Origin of the sequence: Pseudomonas sp. LS1212 (assembly GCF_024741815.1) — a bacterium.
In the GTDB taxonomy this organism is placed as follows: domain Bacteria; phylum Pseudomonadota; class Gammaproteobacteria; order Pseudomonadales; family Pseudomonadaceae; genus Aquipseudomonas.
The window spans coordinates 1,939,160-1,954,565 of sequence record NZ_CP102951.1 but is presented as its reverse complement, the minus strand read 5'-3'; the positions used below and the strand labels follow the sequence as shown (position 1 = coordinate 1,954,565).

General features: G+C 56.6%; 14 protein-coding genes, 1 tRNA gene and 1 pseudogene. 6 read left to right on the top strand and 10 right to left on the bottom strand.

The features are described 5' to 3' along the window. From NVV94_RS09250 to NVV94_RS09240, 3 genes are read right to left on the bottom strand one after another with little or no spacing between them, the layout of a single operon-like run. Positions 1-465 carry a DUF3237 family protein gene (locus tag NVV94_RS09250; RefSeq protein WP_258446882.1) on the bottom strand — a complete coding sequence of 155 codons (465 nt, stop codon included), beginning with the start codon at positions 463-465 and terminating at the stop codon, positions 1-3. Between the two features lie 55 nt (positions 466-520). Next, positions 521-2,626 carry an acetate--CoA ligase family protein gene (locus NVV94_RS09245; RefSeq protein ID WP_258446881.1) on the bottom strand — a complete coding sequence of 702 codons (2,106 nt, stop codon included), beginning with the start codon at positions 2,624-2,626 and terminating at the stop codon, positions 521-523. Positions 2,627-2,645: 19 nt separating this feature from the next. Then, on the bottom strand, positions 2,646-3,485 hold the full coding sequence (locus NVV94_RS09240) for a p-hydroxycinnamoyl CoA hydratase/lyase (protein WP_408733488.1): 840 nt from the start codon (positions 3,483-3,485) through the stop codon (positions 2,646-2,648). A 271-nt stretch (positions 3,486-3,756) separates the two neighbouring features. Between NVV94_RS09240 and NVV94_RS09235 the strand changes: the two genes are divergently transcribed. From NVV94_RS09235 to NVV94_RS09210, 6 genes and pseudogenes are all read left to right on the top strand, one after another. Continuing rightward, entirely contained in the window at positions 3,757-5,199 is a 1,443-nt protein-coding gene (locus NVV94_RS09235; protein WP_258446879.1) for an NAD-dependent succinate-semialdehyde dehydrogenase, read from the top strand. Between the two features lie 57 nt (positions 5,200-5,256). Beyond that, the gene (gene fdhA, locus NVV94_RS09230) at positions 5,257-6,450 is read left to right on the top strand and encodes a formaldehyde dehydrogenase, glutathione-independent (protein WP_258446878.1); all 1,194 of its coding nucleotides are present in this window, start codon (positions 5,257-5,259) and stop codon (positions 6,448-6,450) included. 47 nt (positions 6,451-6,497) lie between these two features. Then, complete coding sequence (locus NVV94_RS09225; protein WP_258446877.1) at positions 6,498-7,550, top strand: aromatic ring-hydroxylating dioxygenase subunit alpha; 1,053 nt, start codon at positions 6,498-6,500, stop codon at positions 7,548-7,550. Positions 7,551-7,575: 25 nt separating this feature from the next. Beyond that, positions 7,576-8,526 (top strand): PDR/VanB family oxidoreductase, encoded by a 951-nt coding sequence (locus NVV94_RS09220; protein WP_258446876.1) that lies wholly within the window; start codon positions 7,576-7,578, stop codon positions 8,524-8,526. A 99-nt stretch (positions 8,527-8,625) separates the two neighbouring features. Next, the gene (locus NVV94_RS09215) at positions 8,626-9,525 is read left to right on the top strand and encodes an alpha/beta hydrolase (protein ID WP_258446875.1); all 900 of its coding nucleotides are present in this window, start codon (positions 8,626-8,628) and stop codon (positions 9,523-9,525) included. A 240-nt stretch (positions 9,526-9,765) separates the two neighbouring features. Further along, a pseudogene (locus NVV94_RS09210) lies at positions 9,766-10,365 on the top strand (tyrosine-type recombinase/integrase); the annotation flags it as partial. Positions 10,366-10,443: 78 nt separating this feature from the next. Here NVV94_RS09210 and NVV94_RS09205 read toward each other — a convergent pair. The 7 genes from NVV94_RS09205 to rpmI form a co-directional block, all read right to left on the bottom strand. Beyond that, a tRNA-Pro gene (locus NVV94_RS09205) sits at positions 10,444-10,520 on the bottom strand. Between the two features lie 91 nt (positions 10,521-10,611). Beyond that, entirely contained in the window at positions 10,612-10,968 is a 357-nt protein-coding gene (locus tag NVV94_RS09200; protein ID WP_258446874.1) for a MerR family transcriptional regulator, read from the bottom strand. After that, positions 10,949-11,251: an integration host factor subunit alpha gene (ihfA, locus tag NVV94_RS09195; RefSeq protein WP_002553164.1), complete on the bottom strand. Its 303-nt coding sequence runs from the start codon at positions 11,249-11,251 to the stop codon at positions 10,949-10,951. Before ihfA ends, NVV94_RS09200 begins: the two co-directional genes overlap by 20 nt. Before the next feature lie 3 nt (positions 11,252-11,254). Beyond that, positions 11,255-13,633: a phenylalanine--tRNA ligase subunit beta gene (pheT, locus tag NVV94_RS09190; RefSeq protein WP_258446873.1), complete on the bottom strand. Its 2,379-nt coding sequence runs from the start codon at positions 13,631-13,633 to the stop codon at positions 11,255-11,257. A gap of 36 nt (positions 13,634-13,669) precedes the next feature. Then, positions 13,670-14,686, bottom strand: coding sequence for a phenylalanine--tRNA ligase subunit alpha (pheS, locus tag NVV94_RS09185; RefSeq protein WP_258446872.1), 1,017 nt, complete (start codon positions 14,684-14,686; stop codon positions 13,670-13,672). 106 nt (positions 14,687-14,792) lie between these two features. After that, positions 14,793-15,149 carry a 50S ribosomal protein L20 gene (gene rplT, locus NVV94_RS09180; protein ID WP_085577453.1) on the bottom strand — a complete coding sequence of 119 codons (357 nt, stop codon included), beginning with the start codon at positions 15,147-15,149 and terminating at the stop codon, positions 14,793-14,795. A 29-nt stretch (positions 15,150-15,178) separates the two neighbouring features. Next, on the bottom strand, positions 15,179-15,373 hold the full coding sequence (gene rpmI, locus NVV94_RS09175; RefSeq protein ID WP_002553160.1) for a 50S ribosomal protein L35: 195 nt from the start codon (positions 15,371-15,373) through the stop codon (positions 15,179-15,181). Positions 15,374-15,406 lie beyond the last annotated feature (33 nt).

Sequence of the window (15,406 nt, the reverse complement as noted above, 5' to 3'; positions counted from 1 at the left end):
TCAGCCCATGGCGTAATAGCGAAACAACGTGTAATCCGGGTTCAGGTGTCGCTCGCCGCAACCAACGATCACCGTGCGGCTCAGCCAGTCATGAGGCCCCACCGGGACCTTGAAAGTTGGCGCCAAACGAAAGTAGGCCGGCTGAATCAACTGATCCGGTGAGGCATCGACAGGGCGCTGGGCTGGCACCACAAAGCCGCGGTTTTGCACATACACCGTGGTGCCGTCATCGAGTTCGAGCAGGTAATGAGCATTGATCACTACCACGCCATCGGGCCGAATATCTGCCCAATCCGCCCCCCCATGGGGGATCACTCTGCCATTGAGTCGCGGGCCTTCGACCACCCCGCCCGCCACTGAGGTAAAGCCGACTTCCCCACCGCCACAGACTGGACCGAAGCGCTGCCGCTGGTCAAAGTCGATACGGATGTCAAAAATGTGCTCTTGGTTCAACGTGAGGTTCATTATTGTTATCCCTCCAATTTCTGTAATGCAGCAGGCGGAAAAAACTTCGGCCCTCTCAGGCAACGACCAACAACGCATCCAGTGCCACGCAACCTTGCGGCTGGACCACCAATGGGTTGATATCGATTTCCAGCAAGTTCGGATTGCCGAGCATCAAATCCGCCACTCGACGCACTACTTTGGCCACGGCATTGATGTCCCTAGGCGGTTGGCCACGCACTCCGTCCAGCAGTGCGGCACCTTTGAGCAGACGAAGCTGTTCCAGGATCTGTGCCTCACTCAAATCAGCAGCCATCAACCGCACATCCTTAAGCACCTCGATATGGATACCGCCCAACCCAATCAGGATTACAGGCCCCCACTGCGGGTCGCGACGCGCGCCGACCACCAGTTCCAAACCCGGCGCCGACATACGCTCAACCAACAAACCGTCCAGCGTCAGCCCCGGCATCGCGTCGCCTACCTGATCCATCATCCGGCTCCAGGCCTGGCGCAGGCTCGGCTCATCCTTCAAACCGATCGCTACCCCGCCAATGTCACTCTTGTGGGTCAGCGTATCGGCCTGGGCCTTGAGGACTATCGGGTAGCCAATATCAGCGGCAATAGCCACAGCCTGATCAACGCTCCGCGCCAGGCGACCGTCTAGCACTTCAAGCCCCAACTCAGCCAACCACTGCTTACCCTTGTACTCGGCCAACGGTCCGCTGTTCAGGCCCTCGAGCAAAGGTACCGACCTTACGTCACTACGGACCTGAGCAGCATGGAACAAGCGACCGTACTCATGCACCTTCGCCAAGGCACGCAATGCACGATCGGGTGAACGGAAAAACGGTACCTGACTGTCTCTGATACATGCTGTGACCTCGTCGGCCAACGCCGAGCCATCCCCCATGAAGGCAAAAGCCACGGGTTTTTGCGAATCGGTCATCACAGGCAGCAAAGAACGCACCTTGTCCATCTGCTGCGTGGGGCCACCGCCCATCAATGGCATCAGCAGGCTTCCCACGTCGGGGTCATCCAGCAATGCCCGAGCACACAAGCCAAACAGTTCAGGCTGCTGCATGCCTTTGGACGTCAAATCGAGAGGGTTCTCTACAGTCGCAAAGTCCGGTAGTACCGCCGCCAGGGCCGCTACGGTGCGCGGCTGCAGATCTGCCAATGGCAAGCCCAGGTCTTCGCAGAAATCGATGGCTATCCCCTTAACCGCTCCAGAATTGGAGGCTACTGCAGTCGCCGACTGCTTGACCGGCGTGGGGTAGCGCGCAAGAATCGCGCAGGTATCGAACAACTCATCGAGGCTTTCAACCACCACCACAGCCTCTCGCTCGACCAGCGTGCGCATGATCAAGTGGTCGCCTGCCAGTGCGCCGGTATGAGATTGCGCGGCCTCTCTCGCCCTGGCGCTGCGTCCCGGATGCATCAAGACAATCGGTTTGCCCACTGAACGTGCCTTGGCGGCGGCCTCCAGAAAAACCTGAGGCTTGCGAATCATCTCCACGAACAAGGCAAACACATCGATATCGTCTGAATCCACCAAGTGGGCCAGCAGATCCTCCGCCCCCAGAGCGGCTTCGTTACCCGTGGACAATGAGCAGGCTACGTTCAAGCCCTTGGCCAACAGCGCCTGGCGCAGGTTGCCACTCATAGCACCACTTTGTGCGATCACTCCCAGCCGCGGGCCAGGCCGCAGCGCTTGCGGCTGCACCTGCTCGAACGTCATGGGGGTTGCAGCAAGAAAGTTGACGAACCCCATGCAGTTTGGGCCCAGCAGGGCGATGTTATGCGCAGCAGCTAATTCGGTTAGTTGCCGCTGAGCCTCTTGACCGGCTTCACCCATCTCGGCAAAGCCGGACGCGAAAACTACGACACCACCTATCCCTCGTCGCCCGCAGGCAGCCAATGCATCAGCAATAGCAACCTGAGGAGCGACAATGATTGCGGCATCAATGCCTTCGGGTAAGTCATCAATAGAGCGCACGCAGGCGCGACCCAGCACTTCGTCGCGGCTACGGCTGACCAGGTGCAGCGAACCGGGGTAGTTGAAGCGCAACAGGTTGTTCAACACCAGATTGCCCACCGACCCTGGCTCCGGAGAAGCCCCCACTACTGCAAGCGAGCGCGGTTGCAGCAGCCGCGTCAATGAATTGCGAGTCACGTCCACAGTGTCACTCCCTAAAAAATTAAAGGCTGGTATCGCGGCGGTAGGCACCCAACCCTGGGCGGAAGGATTTTTCATCCAGAAACTGGCTCATGCCGGTATCGCGACCACGCTCGGTATCATGCAGCAGTGATTGGTCACTTTTGGCCATCAAATAATCGGCCCCTTGCTCCCAACTCATTTCCGAGGCAATTCGGTGGGCGATCTTGGCTTGCTTGAGCACGGTTGGGTTCTTGTCCATCAACTTGCGCGCCAGCTCTATCGTCCGCTCACGGAGCTGTGTAGCCGGTACAGCCTCATTGACAAGGCCGATTTCCGCAGCGCGGCGGCCGTCGAATTTGTCGCCTGTCATGATGTAGTACATCGCCTCTCGTTCGCGGACCACGGCAGCCACAGCACGGCTGACCACACCTGCCGGAATGATGCCCCAGTTGATTTCCGAAAGACCGAAAACAGCATCTTGCGAAGCGATAGCCAGGTCGCAAGAAATCAAGGGTGTGAAGGCCCCGCCAAAACACCAGCCATTGACCATGGCAATGGTGGGCTTGGAGAAAACCCGCAAGTGCCGCCACTGCCAGTCGCCGTTGGCGCGTACCAAACGGGCTCGCTCGACCGGGTCGTTATCGGTTTCGCGAAAATACTCCTTCAAATCCATTCCAGCGCAGAAGGCGTTGCCTGCGCCGGTCAGCACCATCACCTTACAACGATCATCAGTTTCGATCTGCGCCATGATGTCGCGCATCGCATAGACGATGCCAGGGTTGATGGCATTGCGTTTTTCTGGACGATTCAGGGTCACCCAAGCAATGCCATCTTCGATTTTCAGCAGCACCGGTGGTTGGTCTTTAGGTGTTTCGCTCATGAGAGGGAGCTCCTGTTGTAAGTATAGGTGAGCACAATGTAAGCAATACTTATATGGCTGACGAGAGGCTGTCAATGTGAATTGATCAGCTACGACGAAAGCACATATAACTTATATAAGGCTTCCATACATGCAGTCAAGCCATGAGCATGTTTTTGTTTGCCCTACCGGTGGTTTTGGGCTCCAAGCGAGGGCTTGACGTAGAAATTAAACTTACATAAGGTTTGCTTATACGCAAGGCACTCCCATCCTCCCGCCAAAGGAACTCGCCATGATGGTCGCGACCGATTATCCCGTTTTGCAGCTGTTTCTTGTCGGTCGCTGGCAAGCTGCCGCCGGCCGTGTCACAACAGCATTGCATGATCCTGCAAGTGGTATGTTGATTGGCCATCTACCCCATGCCACAGCCGATGACCTCGACCAGGCATTGAATGGTGCTGAATCTGCTTTCAAGTCCTGGCGTCAAACCTCTGCAATGGAACGCGGCAACCTGCTAAAACGAGCCGCGCAGCTTCTCCGAGAACGCTTACCCACCCTGGCAGCAAACCTGACGCTTGAACAGGGCAAACCTCTGACCGAAGCACGCATCGAGATCGCAGCCGCCGCCGATATTTTCGAGTGGTTTGCCGAAGAAGGCCGGCGCGCCTATGGACGGATAATCCCTGCACGCTCTGTTGATATCCGCTACCAGGTGTTGCGTGAACCTGTCGGGCCGGTAGCCGCTTTTGCGCCCTGGAATTTTCCAGCCGTGATTCCCGCACGCAAGATTGCTGCAGCCCTGGCCAGCGGCTGCACGTGCATCATTAAACCTGCTGAGGAAACCCCTGCAACGTGCCTTGCGCTAGCCCAGGCACTGTCCGATGCAGGCCTGCCCGCAGGCGTGTTAAGCGTTGTTACCGGCGACCCCAGCTTCATCTCCGACTATCTTCTGCGCAGCAATGTCATCCGAAAAATTTCCTTCACCGGTTCAACCGCTGTGGGCCGCCAACTGGGCAGTCTAGCCGCGCAGCAATTGCAGCGCAGCACCCTGGAACTGGGAGGACACGCTCCCGTCCTGGTGTTCGAGGACGCTGATCTGGACCGGGCAGCTGCGATTTGCGTGGAAAACAAGTTTCGTAATGCAGGGCAAGTCTGCATATCGCCGACTCGCTTCTATGTACACGAACGAGTACATGACGCTTTCGTTCAACGCTTCGTCGAGCGGACAGCTGCATTGAAAGTCGGTCACGGCCTGCAGCCTGGAACTCAGATGGGGCCATTGGCCAACAGCCGGCGCCCCCATGCACTCAAGGGCCTAATCAAGGATGCCTTGGACAGAGGTGCAGAACTACATTGCGGAGCACAGGACATAGGGCGCGAAGGTCATTTCTTTCGCCCTACCCTGCTGGCTCGCGTACCAGCCGAATCGCGGGTCATGCAGGAAGAGCCATTCGGGCCGCTGGCACTGACGTCCACTTTCAGCCATTTGGAAGAAGCACTAGAGCTCGCGAATCGATTGCCCTTTGGGCTCGCAGCCTACGGATTCACCGAATCGATCAAGACAGCGCACACACTGAGCAATGAAGTCGAGTGCGGAATGCTTGGTATCAACAACATGCAAATCAATTTCGCCGAAACACCTTTCGGTGGTGTCAAGCACAGCGGCTTTGGTAGCGAAGGCGGAAGCGAAGGACTTGACGGCTATCTGTCTACCAAATTGGTCAGTTTGAGCTGAAGCAGTTTCCCAATAGACCTGAAAAATCATCAGGACAACAACAATAAGAGGCGGAATATGTCCAACAGAGGCGTAGTTTATCTCGGCGATGGCAAAGTTGAAGTGCAATCGATCGACTTCCCCAAAATGCAGGACCCACGCGGCAAGCGTATCGAACACGGGGTGATCCTGCGGGTTGTGTCCACTAACATCTGCGGCTCTGACCAGCACATGGTGCGCGGCCGTACCACCGCTCAGGTCGGGCTGGTGCTGGGGCATGAAATCACCGGTGAGGTCATCGAAGCTGGCCGCGACGTAGAGCACCTCAAGGTTGGCGACCTCGTCTCGGTGCCGTTCAACGTGGCCTGCGGTCGCTGCCGCTCCTGCAAGGAACAACACACGGGCGTCTGCCTGACCGTCAACCCGGCTCGTGCCGGTGGCGCCTATGGCTATGTGGACATGGGCGATTGGGTCGGTGGCCAGGCCGAATACGTACTGGTGCCGTACGCCGACTTCAACCTGCTAAAACTGCCAGACCGCGACCGGGCCATGGAAAAAATCCGTGACTTGACCTGCCTCTCCGACATTCTCCCGACCGGTTACCACGGTGCCGTAACCGCTGGCGTTGGTCCCGGAACCTCGGTGTACATTGCCGGTGCCGGTCCGGTTGGCTTGGCGGCAGCAGCCTCTGCGCGCCTGCTGGGTGCGGCAGTGGTCATCGTTGGCGACGTCAACCCAGTGCGCCTGGCCCATGCCAAGGCCCAAGGTTTTGAAATCGCCGATCTGTCGCAGGACACCCCACTGCATGAGCAGATTGCCGCCCTCTTGGGAGAACCAGAAGTCGATTGCGCAGTCGATGCCGTTGGCTTCGAAGCGCGCGGCCATGGTCATGCCGGCGCGCAGCACGAAGCACCGGCCACGGTATTGAACTCACTCATGGGCGTGGTCCGTGTCGCTGGCAAGATCGGCATCCCCGGCCTCTATGTCACTGAAGACCCGGGTGCAATCGATGCCGCCGCTAAAATGGGTAGCCTAAGTATCCGCTTCGGCCTGGGCTGGGCTAAATCTCATAGCTTCCATACCGGCCAGACCCCAGTGATGAAGTACAACCGCCAATTGATGCAGGCAATCATGTGGGACCGCATCAACATTGCCGAAGTGGTTGGAGTACAAGTCATCACCTTGGACGAGGCGCCCCAGGGTTACGGCGAGTTCGACGCCGGCGTACCGAAAAAATTCGTCATCGACCCACATCGTCTGTTCAGTTCGTAAGTACTGCAGCTGTCCCCAACAAAAATAAGCCTCTGAGGAGAGTGAGCATGTACCCAAAGAACGCCTGGTATGTCGCTTGTACACCAGACGAAATTGCCGAAAAGCCGTTGGGCAGGCAGATCTGTGGTGAAAAAATCGTATTTTACCGCGGTAAAGATCAGCAGGTCGTTGCAATTGAAGACTTTTGCCCCCATCGCGGAGCACCGCTTTCACTTGGTTATGTAGAAGATGGCAACCTAGTGTGCGGTTACCACGGATTGGTCATGGGTTGTGACGGCAAAACAGTCTCGATGCCCGGGCAGAGGGTGCGCGGGTTTCCCTGCAATAAAAGCTACTGCGTGGTGGAGCGCTATGGCTTCATATGGGTATGGCCTGGTGACCAACATCAAGCAGACCCTGCTTTGATTCATCATCTAGAGTGGGCCGTAAGCGACGAGTGGGCTTACGGGGGAGGACTGTTCCATATCGCCTGTGACTATCGACTGATGATCGACAACCTCATGGACTTGACCCACGAGACCTATGTCCATGCTTCGAGTATTGGTCAGAAAGAAATCGACGAGGCAGCACCCGTTACAACGACTGATGGTGATGAAGTAGTGACCGCGCGCCATATGGAAAACATCATGGCCCCGCCCTTCTGGCGTATGGCGTTACGAGGCAATAATTTAGCCGATGACGTCCCGGTAGATCGCTGGCAGATCTGTCGCTTCACCCCTCCCAGTCACGTGTTAATCGAAGTTGGCGTCGCGCATGCTGGGCACGGTGGGTACCACGCTGCCCCGGCACATAAGGTTTCAAGTATCGTTGTGGATTTCATCACCCCCGAAACAGAAACCTCTATCTGGTACTTTTGGGGGATGGCACGTAACTTCAACACTGCGGACTCATCGCTGACTGACAGCATTCGAGAGGGCCAAGGAAAAATCTTCAGTGAAGATTTGGACATGCTCGAGCGCCAGCAACGCAATCTTCTGGAAAACCCACATCGCGACCTGCTCAAGCTCAACATTGATGCCGGCGGCGTCCAATCGCGACGCGTTCTAGATCGCCTTATCGCCTGCGAGCACATGACTGCGCAATTGGTTGCCAGCCACTGATACCAGCCGATGTAGAGGGTTAATCATGATTGAAGTAGTTGTAGTGTCGCGCACTGACGAAGCAAAGGACATTTGTACATTTGAGCTTGCGAGCCTCGAAGGTCGTCCGCTACCGGTGTTCAGCGCCGGTGCGCATATTGATGTACATCTTCCAAATGGAATGATCCGCCAGTACTCACTTTGCAATCCGCCTCACGAGCGCCATCGCTACCAAATAGGTGTGCTTAAGAGTCCTGACTCGCGAGGTGGTTCGACCTGTATGCATGAAGAGGTCCAGTGTGGCGATCGGTTGCACATCAGCGAACCTCGCAATCTCTTCGAACTCACCCAACAGGCGAACCGTACATTATTGTTTGCAGGTGGCATCGGCATCACGCCCATTCTGTGCATGGCAGAACGCTTGGAGCAGACCCAGGCAAACTTTGAACTGCACTACTGCTTTCGCTCGAAAGAGCGAGCGGCCTTTCTGGACCGTCTGGAGCACTCGGCATTCCGCGATCGAGTAAATTTTCACTTTGACGAAGAGCCGGCAACACAATTGCAGGCCGAGACGGTACTCGCCCATCCTGAACCAGGCACACACCTTTATGTGTGTGGCCCTACCGGCTTCATGGAGCACATCCTTGGTACAGCAAAGGCACTGGGCTGGCCTCCCAATACCCTTCACCGAGAATACTTTAGCGCTTCGCCGGTCAATACCTCACAGGATGACGCTTTCACCATCAAGGTCGCGAGCACCGGTCAGTTATTAGAGGTGACCTCCAACCAAAGTGTCGTTCAGGTACTGCATCAACACGGCTTCGACATTCCAATTGCCTGTGAGCAAGGTGTATGTGGGACCTGCCTTACCAGAGTACTGGAAGGAACTCCCGAGCATCGGGATATGTTTCTCACAGAAGATGAGCAGGCGTGTAATGATCAATTCACTCCTTGCTGCTCGCGATCTAAAACAGCTGTATTGGTCTTGGACATCTAGATGAAATTGAACGTTGCCCAGACAAGGACTTGATTCAGCAGACAACACAATCTACGCCGCGGGATACCCTTCACCCTGCATTACAATTGGAGCACCTTGATGACCTCTCATAATAAAATGCCCGATGCTCTTCGCACGCAAATTGCCCAGTTAGGAAGCACCCTAAGCCTCGAGCAAATCATTGCCACCAAAGCACTGTACCTCCCCGGAGCACCAAGCCAGGACTCAACCACCTGCTTAGAAACTCGCGATCTAGCCTATGGCACACACGAGCGTCATCGGTTAGATCTTTTCCAGCCGGCAGGGCACCTGGCTGAGAAACCTCCGATCGTAATTTTCGTGCATGGCGGAGGCTTTGTCGCTGGATCCAAGGGTCACCCAAGCGATCCTTTCTATTCCAACGTTGGCCGTTGGGCAGCCCGGCAAGGTTTTATCGGGGTCGTCATGAATTATCGACTGGCCCCCAATTATCGCTATCCGGCAGGTAAAGAGGATATCCATATGGCAATCCGCTGGCTTGTCGACAATCCTTCAATACATGGCGGCGATACAACGCGAATTGTTCTTTGGGGGCAATCGGCAGGCGCTGTTCACGTTGCAGGATTTGTTGCGGAACACTGCAGCGCAGGTGGCCCGGTATCCTCGGCCATCATGATGTCTGGCCTTTATGACCTGACTACTCTTGCGCACAGCGAAAGGGAAGCCGCTTACTTTGGTGAGGACACTAGTCAATTTGCTAGTCAATCTCCACTGCCGAAGCTTTTGGATGCAAAGATTCCTTTACTTTTTACCGTATCAGAACTAGATCCTCCTAACTTCCAGCAACAAGCCAAAGAATTGCTTGACCAATTTTTCGAACGAAATGGTTGCTGGCCACCCATGCACTTCTTGGCCGGACACAACCACATATCACCTATATTTCAAGTAGGTGCCGAGTTTGATTCTTTCTCTGAAGAATTGCATAACTTCATTACAACCACCCCTGCCTTCCAAGCATAAATTAACGTTTTCAACCGACCTGTGCCAGGCACCCCGCAAAGGCTAGGTCGGATGACGTACTTGTTACGACTTTTCGAAAGCTCCATCAATACGATCGCCTCCCTATTGATTGAACGTGAATACTTTTTGAGAATTCGCAATGGAAGTAACCATCACCTCAGCAAATCCAGCACCCAGCACCCAGCACCCGTGATCGACTTCTTGAGGTTGCGCTTGAGTCCGGAATTAGTTGACCACTACAAGTCGATTCTTTTCGGGGAGTTGCACCTGCAGACAATGGCCTTGTTCAAGGTGAACACAGGCGAGGTCTGCAAATTGAAGTGGTAATGGGAGATCGCGGTACCGGAACTGGGCACCAGTGTATTTCTGATCCCCGCGGACTTCGGCGGCCGGCATGAGCGGTCCGGGGTGAAGAACGGCGACGAGCGCCTGGTTGTGCTGAACAACGTGGCGAAGTCGATCATCGACAAGCAGCGCGGAATCAGCCGGGAATGGGTTTTTCCCTACAACGGCACCGCGATGCACCGCATGAACGACTCAGCCTGGAAAAAAGCACGGGTGAGAGCGGCGAAACTCTGGCAGGAGGAAAACCTTCGCCCCGCTCACCCTGGGTATGCATCGATCAGGATTAACGACCTCAAGCATACATTTGGTCGGCGTCTCCGCGCCGCAGGTGTCACCGAAGAAGATCGCAAGGCCCTTTTGGGGCACAAGAACGGCAGCATCACCAGTCACTACTCGGGCGCCGAGCTCGGGCATCTGATTGAAGCTGCAAACATGGTATCAGCAACCGACTCGCGTGGACCGGTGCTGACAATTTTGAAGAGGAAGCAGGCATGAAAAATCGAGAAGTCACGCAAAATTCACGCGCATGAAAAAGCCCAACCTGAGAAGATTGGGCTAAGTCATTGAAAAATATGGTCGGGACGGAGTGATTCGAACACTCGACCCCTAGCACCCCATGCTAGTGCGCTACCGGACTGCGCTACGCCCCGACTAGGCGTGAAACCTGTCCCCGTACTTGCGGGAACGCTTAAGAATATACCTTAAGCTTTTGAAATGTGGAAGTATTTTTATCGCGTTGTATCACTTGCGTAACACCACCAGTACATCTTCCAGTTCCGCGATCATCTGGCGAATGAGTTGCTTGTATTGCGTGGTGTCGTCCTTGGCCTCGTCGCCGGACAGGCGCAGCCGTGCGCCGCCGATGGTGAAGCCCTGGTCGTAGAGCAAGGCGCGGATCTGCCGGATCATCAGCACGTCCTGGCGCTGATAATACCGGCGGTTTCCGCGGCGCTTGACCGGGTTGAGCTGAGGGAACTCCTGTTCCCAGTACCGGAGTACGTGGGGTTTTACAGCGCAAAGTTCACTGACTTCACCAATGGTGAAGTAGCGTTTGCCAGGAATCGGCGGAAGCTCGTCGTTATGACTTGGTTCCAGCATATGCCTCAACTCGGGCCTTCAACTTCTGCCCTGGACGAAAGGTGACCACACGGCGAGCCGTGATCGGGATTTCTTCTCCCGTCTTTGGATTGCGGCCAGGCCGCTGGCGCTTGTCGCGCAGGTCGAAATTGCCGAAACCGGATAACTTGACCTGCTCGTTGTCTTCGAGAGCGTGCCTGATTTCCTCGAAAAACAGTTCGACCAATTCCTTGGCTTCCCGTTTGTTCAGGCCCAGCTCTTCATAAAGACGTTCGGCCATTTCAGCTTTCGTCAGAGCCCCCATACGCTACATCCTTAACGTGGCGTTCAACCTTTGTTCGAGCGAGGTGAGGATCGCTTGCGTCGTGGAATTCACCTCATCGTCATTAAGAGTGCGCGATGGATGCTGCCAGGTCAAGCCAACTGCAAGGCTTTTTCTATGAGGATCAATGCCTTTACCCTGATAAACATCAAAGAGCCTGAGGTCCGTGAGCCATTCGCCTGCATTTTCACGGATTACTTCAAGCACGGCACTGGCTGCAACGTCCTTGTCGGCCAGCAATGCCAGGTCACGGCGCACTTCAGGAAAGCGCGATAACTCGTGGAATTTTGGCATCTTGCCCAACGCCACTTCGGCCAGAACCAGCTCGAAAACGAACACCGGACGGTCCAGACCGAGGGTTTTCGACAATTCAGGGTGGATAGCGCCGAGGTAACCGACTTCGCGACCCTCACGCACGATGCGAGCGGTTTGACCCGGGTGCAACGCAGGGTGTTTGCCCGCAACGAAGGTGAACGAATCCAGGGCACCGGCAAAGCCCAGTACCGCTTCCACGTCGGCCTTGACGTCGAAGAAGTCCACGGCATCGCGACCTTGCGCCCAGCCTTCCGGCAGACGGCTGCCGCACACCACACCGGCCAGCATTGGCTCTTGCTTCAGGCCTTCCAGCTGACCGACGAAGCGCAGGCCGCTTTCGAACAGGCGGACGCGATCCTGCTGACGGTTCAGGTTGTGCTGAAGTGCCTTGACCAGACCAGGCCAAAGAGACGAGCGCATGGCGGCCATGTCGTTCGAAATCGGGTTGGCCAGCAACAGAGGCTCGACGCCCGGGTTGAACAGCTCGAACTGTTTCGGATCGATGAAGCTGTAAGTGATCGCTTCCTGGTAACCACGGGCCACCAGCAGACGGCGCAGCTCCGGCAGATCGCTACGCGCTTCAGCCTTGGCTTGTGGCGCCAGGCGGGCTTGCGGGTAGCGAACCGGCAGGCGGTTGTAGCCGTACAGACGCGCCAGTTCTTCGATCAGGTCGACTTCCAGGCTGATATCGAAGCGATGGCTTGGCACTTCAACACGCCACTGCCCTGCCCCATCGGCAGAAATCGTCAGGCCCAAGGCGCTGAGCAGACACTCGACTTCGACCGAATCCATTTCCATGCCCAGCATCTGGGTGATGCGCTGGGCACGCAGCGAGATCGGCGCGATCGCCGGCAGATGCTGCTCGCTGACAGCTTCGATAATGGGGCCAGCGTCACCGCCAGTGATTTCCAGCAGCAGGCCGGTGGCGCGCTCCATGGCTTCACGGGCCAACTGCCAGTCCACACCACGCTCGTAGCGGTGCGAAGCGTCGGTGTGCAGGCCATAGGAACGCGCCTTGCCAGCGACAGAGATCTGATCGAAGAAAGCACTTTCCAGGAAAATGTCGCGAGTGGTCGCGGACACGCCGCTATGTTCGCCACCCATCACGCCGGCAATGGCCAGAGCGCGGGTGTGGTCGGCGATCACCAGCGTATCGCTACGCAGGGTGACTTCCTGACCGTCGAGCAAGACCAGCTTCTCGCCTTCGTCGGCCATGCGCACGCGGATACCGCCGTTGATTTCGGCGAGATCGAAGGCGTGCAGGGGTTGACCCAGCTCCAGCATCACATAGTTGGTGATGTCGACAGCCGCGTCGATGCTACGCACATCAGCGCGACGCAGGCGCTCGACCATCCACAGCGGTGTCGGCCTGGTCAGATCGACGTTACGGATCACTCGGCCGAGGTAACGCGGGCAAGCTTCTGGCGCCAACACTTCAACCGGACGCACTTCGTCGTGCACGGCAGGGATGGTGGCCACAACCGGACGCGTGACCTGGGCGGCATACAGCGCGCCGACTTCACGGGCCAGGCCCGCCAGGGACAGGCAGTCACCGCGGTTCGGGGTCAGGTCGACCTCGATGCTGGCGTCGTCCAGTTGCAAGTAGACACGGATGTCCTGGCCTACCGGCGCATCGGCCGGTAACTCCATCAAGCCATCATTGCCCTCGCCGACCTGCAGCTCGACTTGCGAACAAAGCATGCCGTTGGACTCGACGCCACGCAGCTTGGCCTTCTTGATCTTGAAGTCGCCCGGCAGTTCGGCGCCGATGGTGGCGAAAGGTATCTTCAGGCCCGGGCGCACATTCGGCGCGCCGCAGACGACCTGGAAGGTCTGGCTGCCGTTGCTGACCTGGCAGACGCGCAGCTTGTCGGCATCGGGGTGTGGTTCGGTGCTCAGCACTTCACCGACGATAACGCCGGTGAATTCGCCGGCAGCCAGGGTAACGCTGTCGACTTCAAGGCCAGCCATCGACAGACGGGCGACCAACTCGTCGCGGCTTACCTGCGGGCTTACCCAGCCGCGCAGCCATTGTTCACTGAATTTCATCCTGCTCTCCTGAAAGATTCGTTACGGGCGTGCGACCTAGCGAAATTGCGCAAGGAACCGCAAGTCGTTGTCGAAGAACAGGCGCAGGTCATTCACGCCGTAACGCAGCATGGCCAGACGCTCAACGCCCATGCCGAAGGCAAAGCCCGAGAACTCTTCCGGATCGATGCCGGACATACGCAGCACGCTCGGGTGAACCATGCCGCAGCCCATGACTTCCAGCCAGCCAGTCTGCTTGCAGACACGGCAGCCTTTGCCGCTGCACATGACGCACTCCATGTCGACTTCGGCCGATGGCTCGGTGAACGGGAAGAACGAAGGACGGAAACGCACTGCCAGTTCTTTTTCAAAGAACACGCGCAGGAACTCCTCGATGGTCCCTTTCAGGTCGGCGAAATTGATATCGCGGTCGACCAGCAGGCCTTCGACCTGGTGGAACATCGGGGAGTGAGTGATATCCGAGTCGCAACGATAGACACGGCCTGGGCAGACGATGCGGATCGGCGGCTGTTTTGACTCCATGGTCCGTACCTGAACCGGCGAGGTGTGGGTACGCAACAGCATGTTGGCATTGAAATAGAAGGTGTCATGCATCGCGCGGGCCGGGTGATGGCCTGGGATGTTGAGCGCTTCGAAGTTGTGGTAGTCGTCTTCGACCTCAGGGCCTTCGGCAATGCCGTAGCCAATATGAGTGAAGAACTGTTCGATACGTTCCAGAGTCCGGGTAACCGGATGCAGCCCCCCCGAGGTCTGGCCACGGCCAGGCAGGGTTACGTCAATGGACTCGGCGGAGAGCTTGGCAGCGAGATCTGCTTCTTCGAACAACGCCTTGCGCGCGTTGAGGACTTCTGTAACACGCTCCTTGGCTTCGTTGATCAGCGCGCCGACTTTCGGACGCTCATCGGCCGGCAGGCTGCCCAGGGTCTTCATCACCTGAGTCAGCTCACCCTTCTTGCCAAGGAAGTGAACCCGGATCTGCTCCAGGGCATTGATGTCTTCAGCTTGTTGCACGGCCTCCAGAGCTTGAGAGACCAGCGCATCCAGGTTTTCCATGTACAGACTCCAGATACGAAATAGGGGAAGAGCTTAAGGCTCTTCCCCTATTTATGACGTTTAACACCACCGGGCAGAACTGCCCGGCAGTGATTGTCGTGGGTACTTAAGCCAAGGTGGCTTTAGCTTTCTCGACAATCGCAGCAAACGCCGCTTTTTCGTTCACTGCCAGATCAGCCAGAACCTTACGGTCGATCTCGATGGACGCTTTTTTCAGGCCGGCGATGAAACGGCTGTAGGACAGACCGTTGGTACGCGCACCGGCGTTGATACGAGCGATCCACAGAGCGCGGAACTGACGTTTTTTCTGACGACGGTCACGGTAGGCGTATTGACCTGCCTTGATTACCGCTTGCTTGGCAACACGGAATACGCGTGAACGCGCGCCGTAGTAGCCTTTAGCAAGTTTCAGAATTTTCTTGTGACGCTTACGGGCAATGACGCCACGCTTTACACGAGCCATGAGTAACTTCCTCTATTCTTAACCAAAAATTAACGAAGGCGCAGCATGCGCTCGACTTTTGCCACGTCGGACGGGTGCAGCAAGCTGCTACCACGCAGTTGACGCTTACGCTTGGTCGACATTTTGGTCAGGATGTGGCTCTTGAAAGCGTGCTTGTGCTTGATGCCGTTAGCAGTTTTCAGAAACCGCTTGGCAGCACCACTTTTAGTTTTCATCTTTGGCATGTTCGGATACTCCGCATTCAGTGGATAAACATA

Bases quoted from the DNA above. Each gene is read 5' to 3' on its own strand.
- NVV94_RS09250 (WP_258446882.1), bottom strand. From the start codon at position 465: ATGAACCTCACGTTGAACCAAGAGCACATTTTTGACATCCGTATCGAC.
- NVV94_RS09240 (WP_408733488.1), bottom strand. From the start codon at position 3,485: ATGAGCGAAACACCTAAAGACCAACCACCGGTGCTGCTGAAAATCGAA.
- NVV94_RS09235 (WP_258446879.1), top strand. From the start codon at position 3,757: ATGATGGTCGCGACCGATTATCCCGTTTTGCAGCTGTTTCTTGTCGGT.
- fdhA (WP_258446878.1), top strand. From the start codon at position 5,257: ATGTCCAACAGAGGCGTAGTTTATCTCGGCGATGGCAAAGTTGAAGTG.
- NVV94_RS09225 (WP_258446877.1), top strand. From the start codon at position 6,498: ATGTACCCAAAGAACGCCTGGTATGTCGCTTGTACACCAGACGAAATT.
- NVV94_RS09220 (WP_258446876.1), top strand. From the start codon at position 7,576: ATGATTGAAGTAGTTGTAGTGTCGCGCACTGACGAAGCAAAGGACATT.
- NVV94_RS09215 (WP_258446875.1), top strand. From the start codon at position 8,626: ATGACCTCTCATAATAAAATGCCCGATGCTCTTCGCACGCAAATTGCC.
- NVV94_RS09200 (WP_258446874.1), bottom strand. From the start codon at position 10,968: ATGCTGGAACCAAGTCATAACGACGAGCTTCCGCCGATTCCTGGCAAA.
- ihfA (WP_002553164.1), bottom strand. From the start codon at position 11,251: ATGGGGGCTCTGACGAAAGCTGAAATGGCCGAACGTCTTTATGAAGAG.
- pheT (WP_258446873.1), bottom strand. From the start codon at position 13,633: ATGAAATTCAGTGAACAATGGCTGCGCGGCTGGGTAAGCCCGCAGGTA.
- pheS (WP_258446872.1), bottom strand. From the start codon at position 14,686: ATGGAAAACCTGGATGCGCTGGTCTCTCAAGCTCTGGAGGCCGTGCAA.
- rplT (WP_085577453.1), bottom strand. From the start codon at position 15,149: ATGGCTCGTGTAAAGCGTGGCGTCATTGCCCGTAAGCGTCACAAGAAA.
- rpmI (WP_002553160.1), bottom strand. From the start codon at position 15,373: ATGCCAAAGATGAAAACTAAAAGTGGTGCTGCCAAGCGGTTTCTGAAA.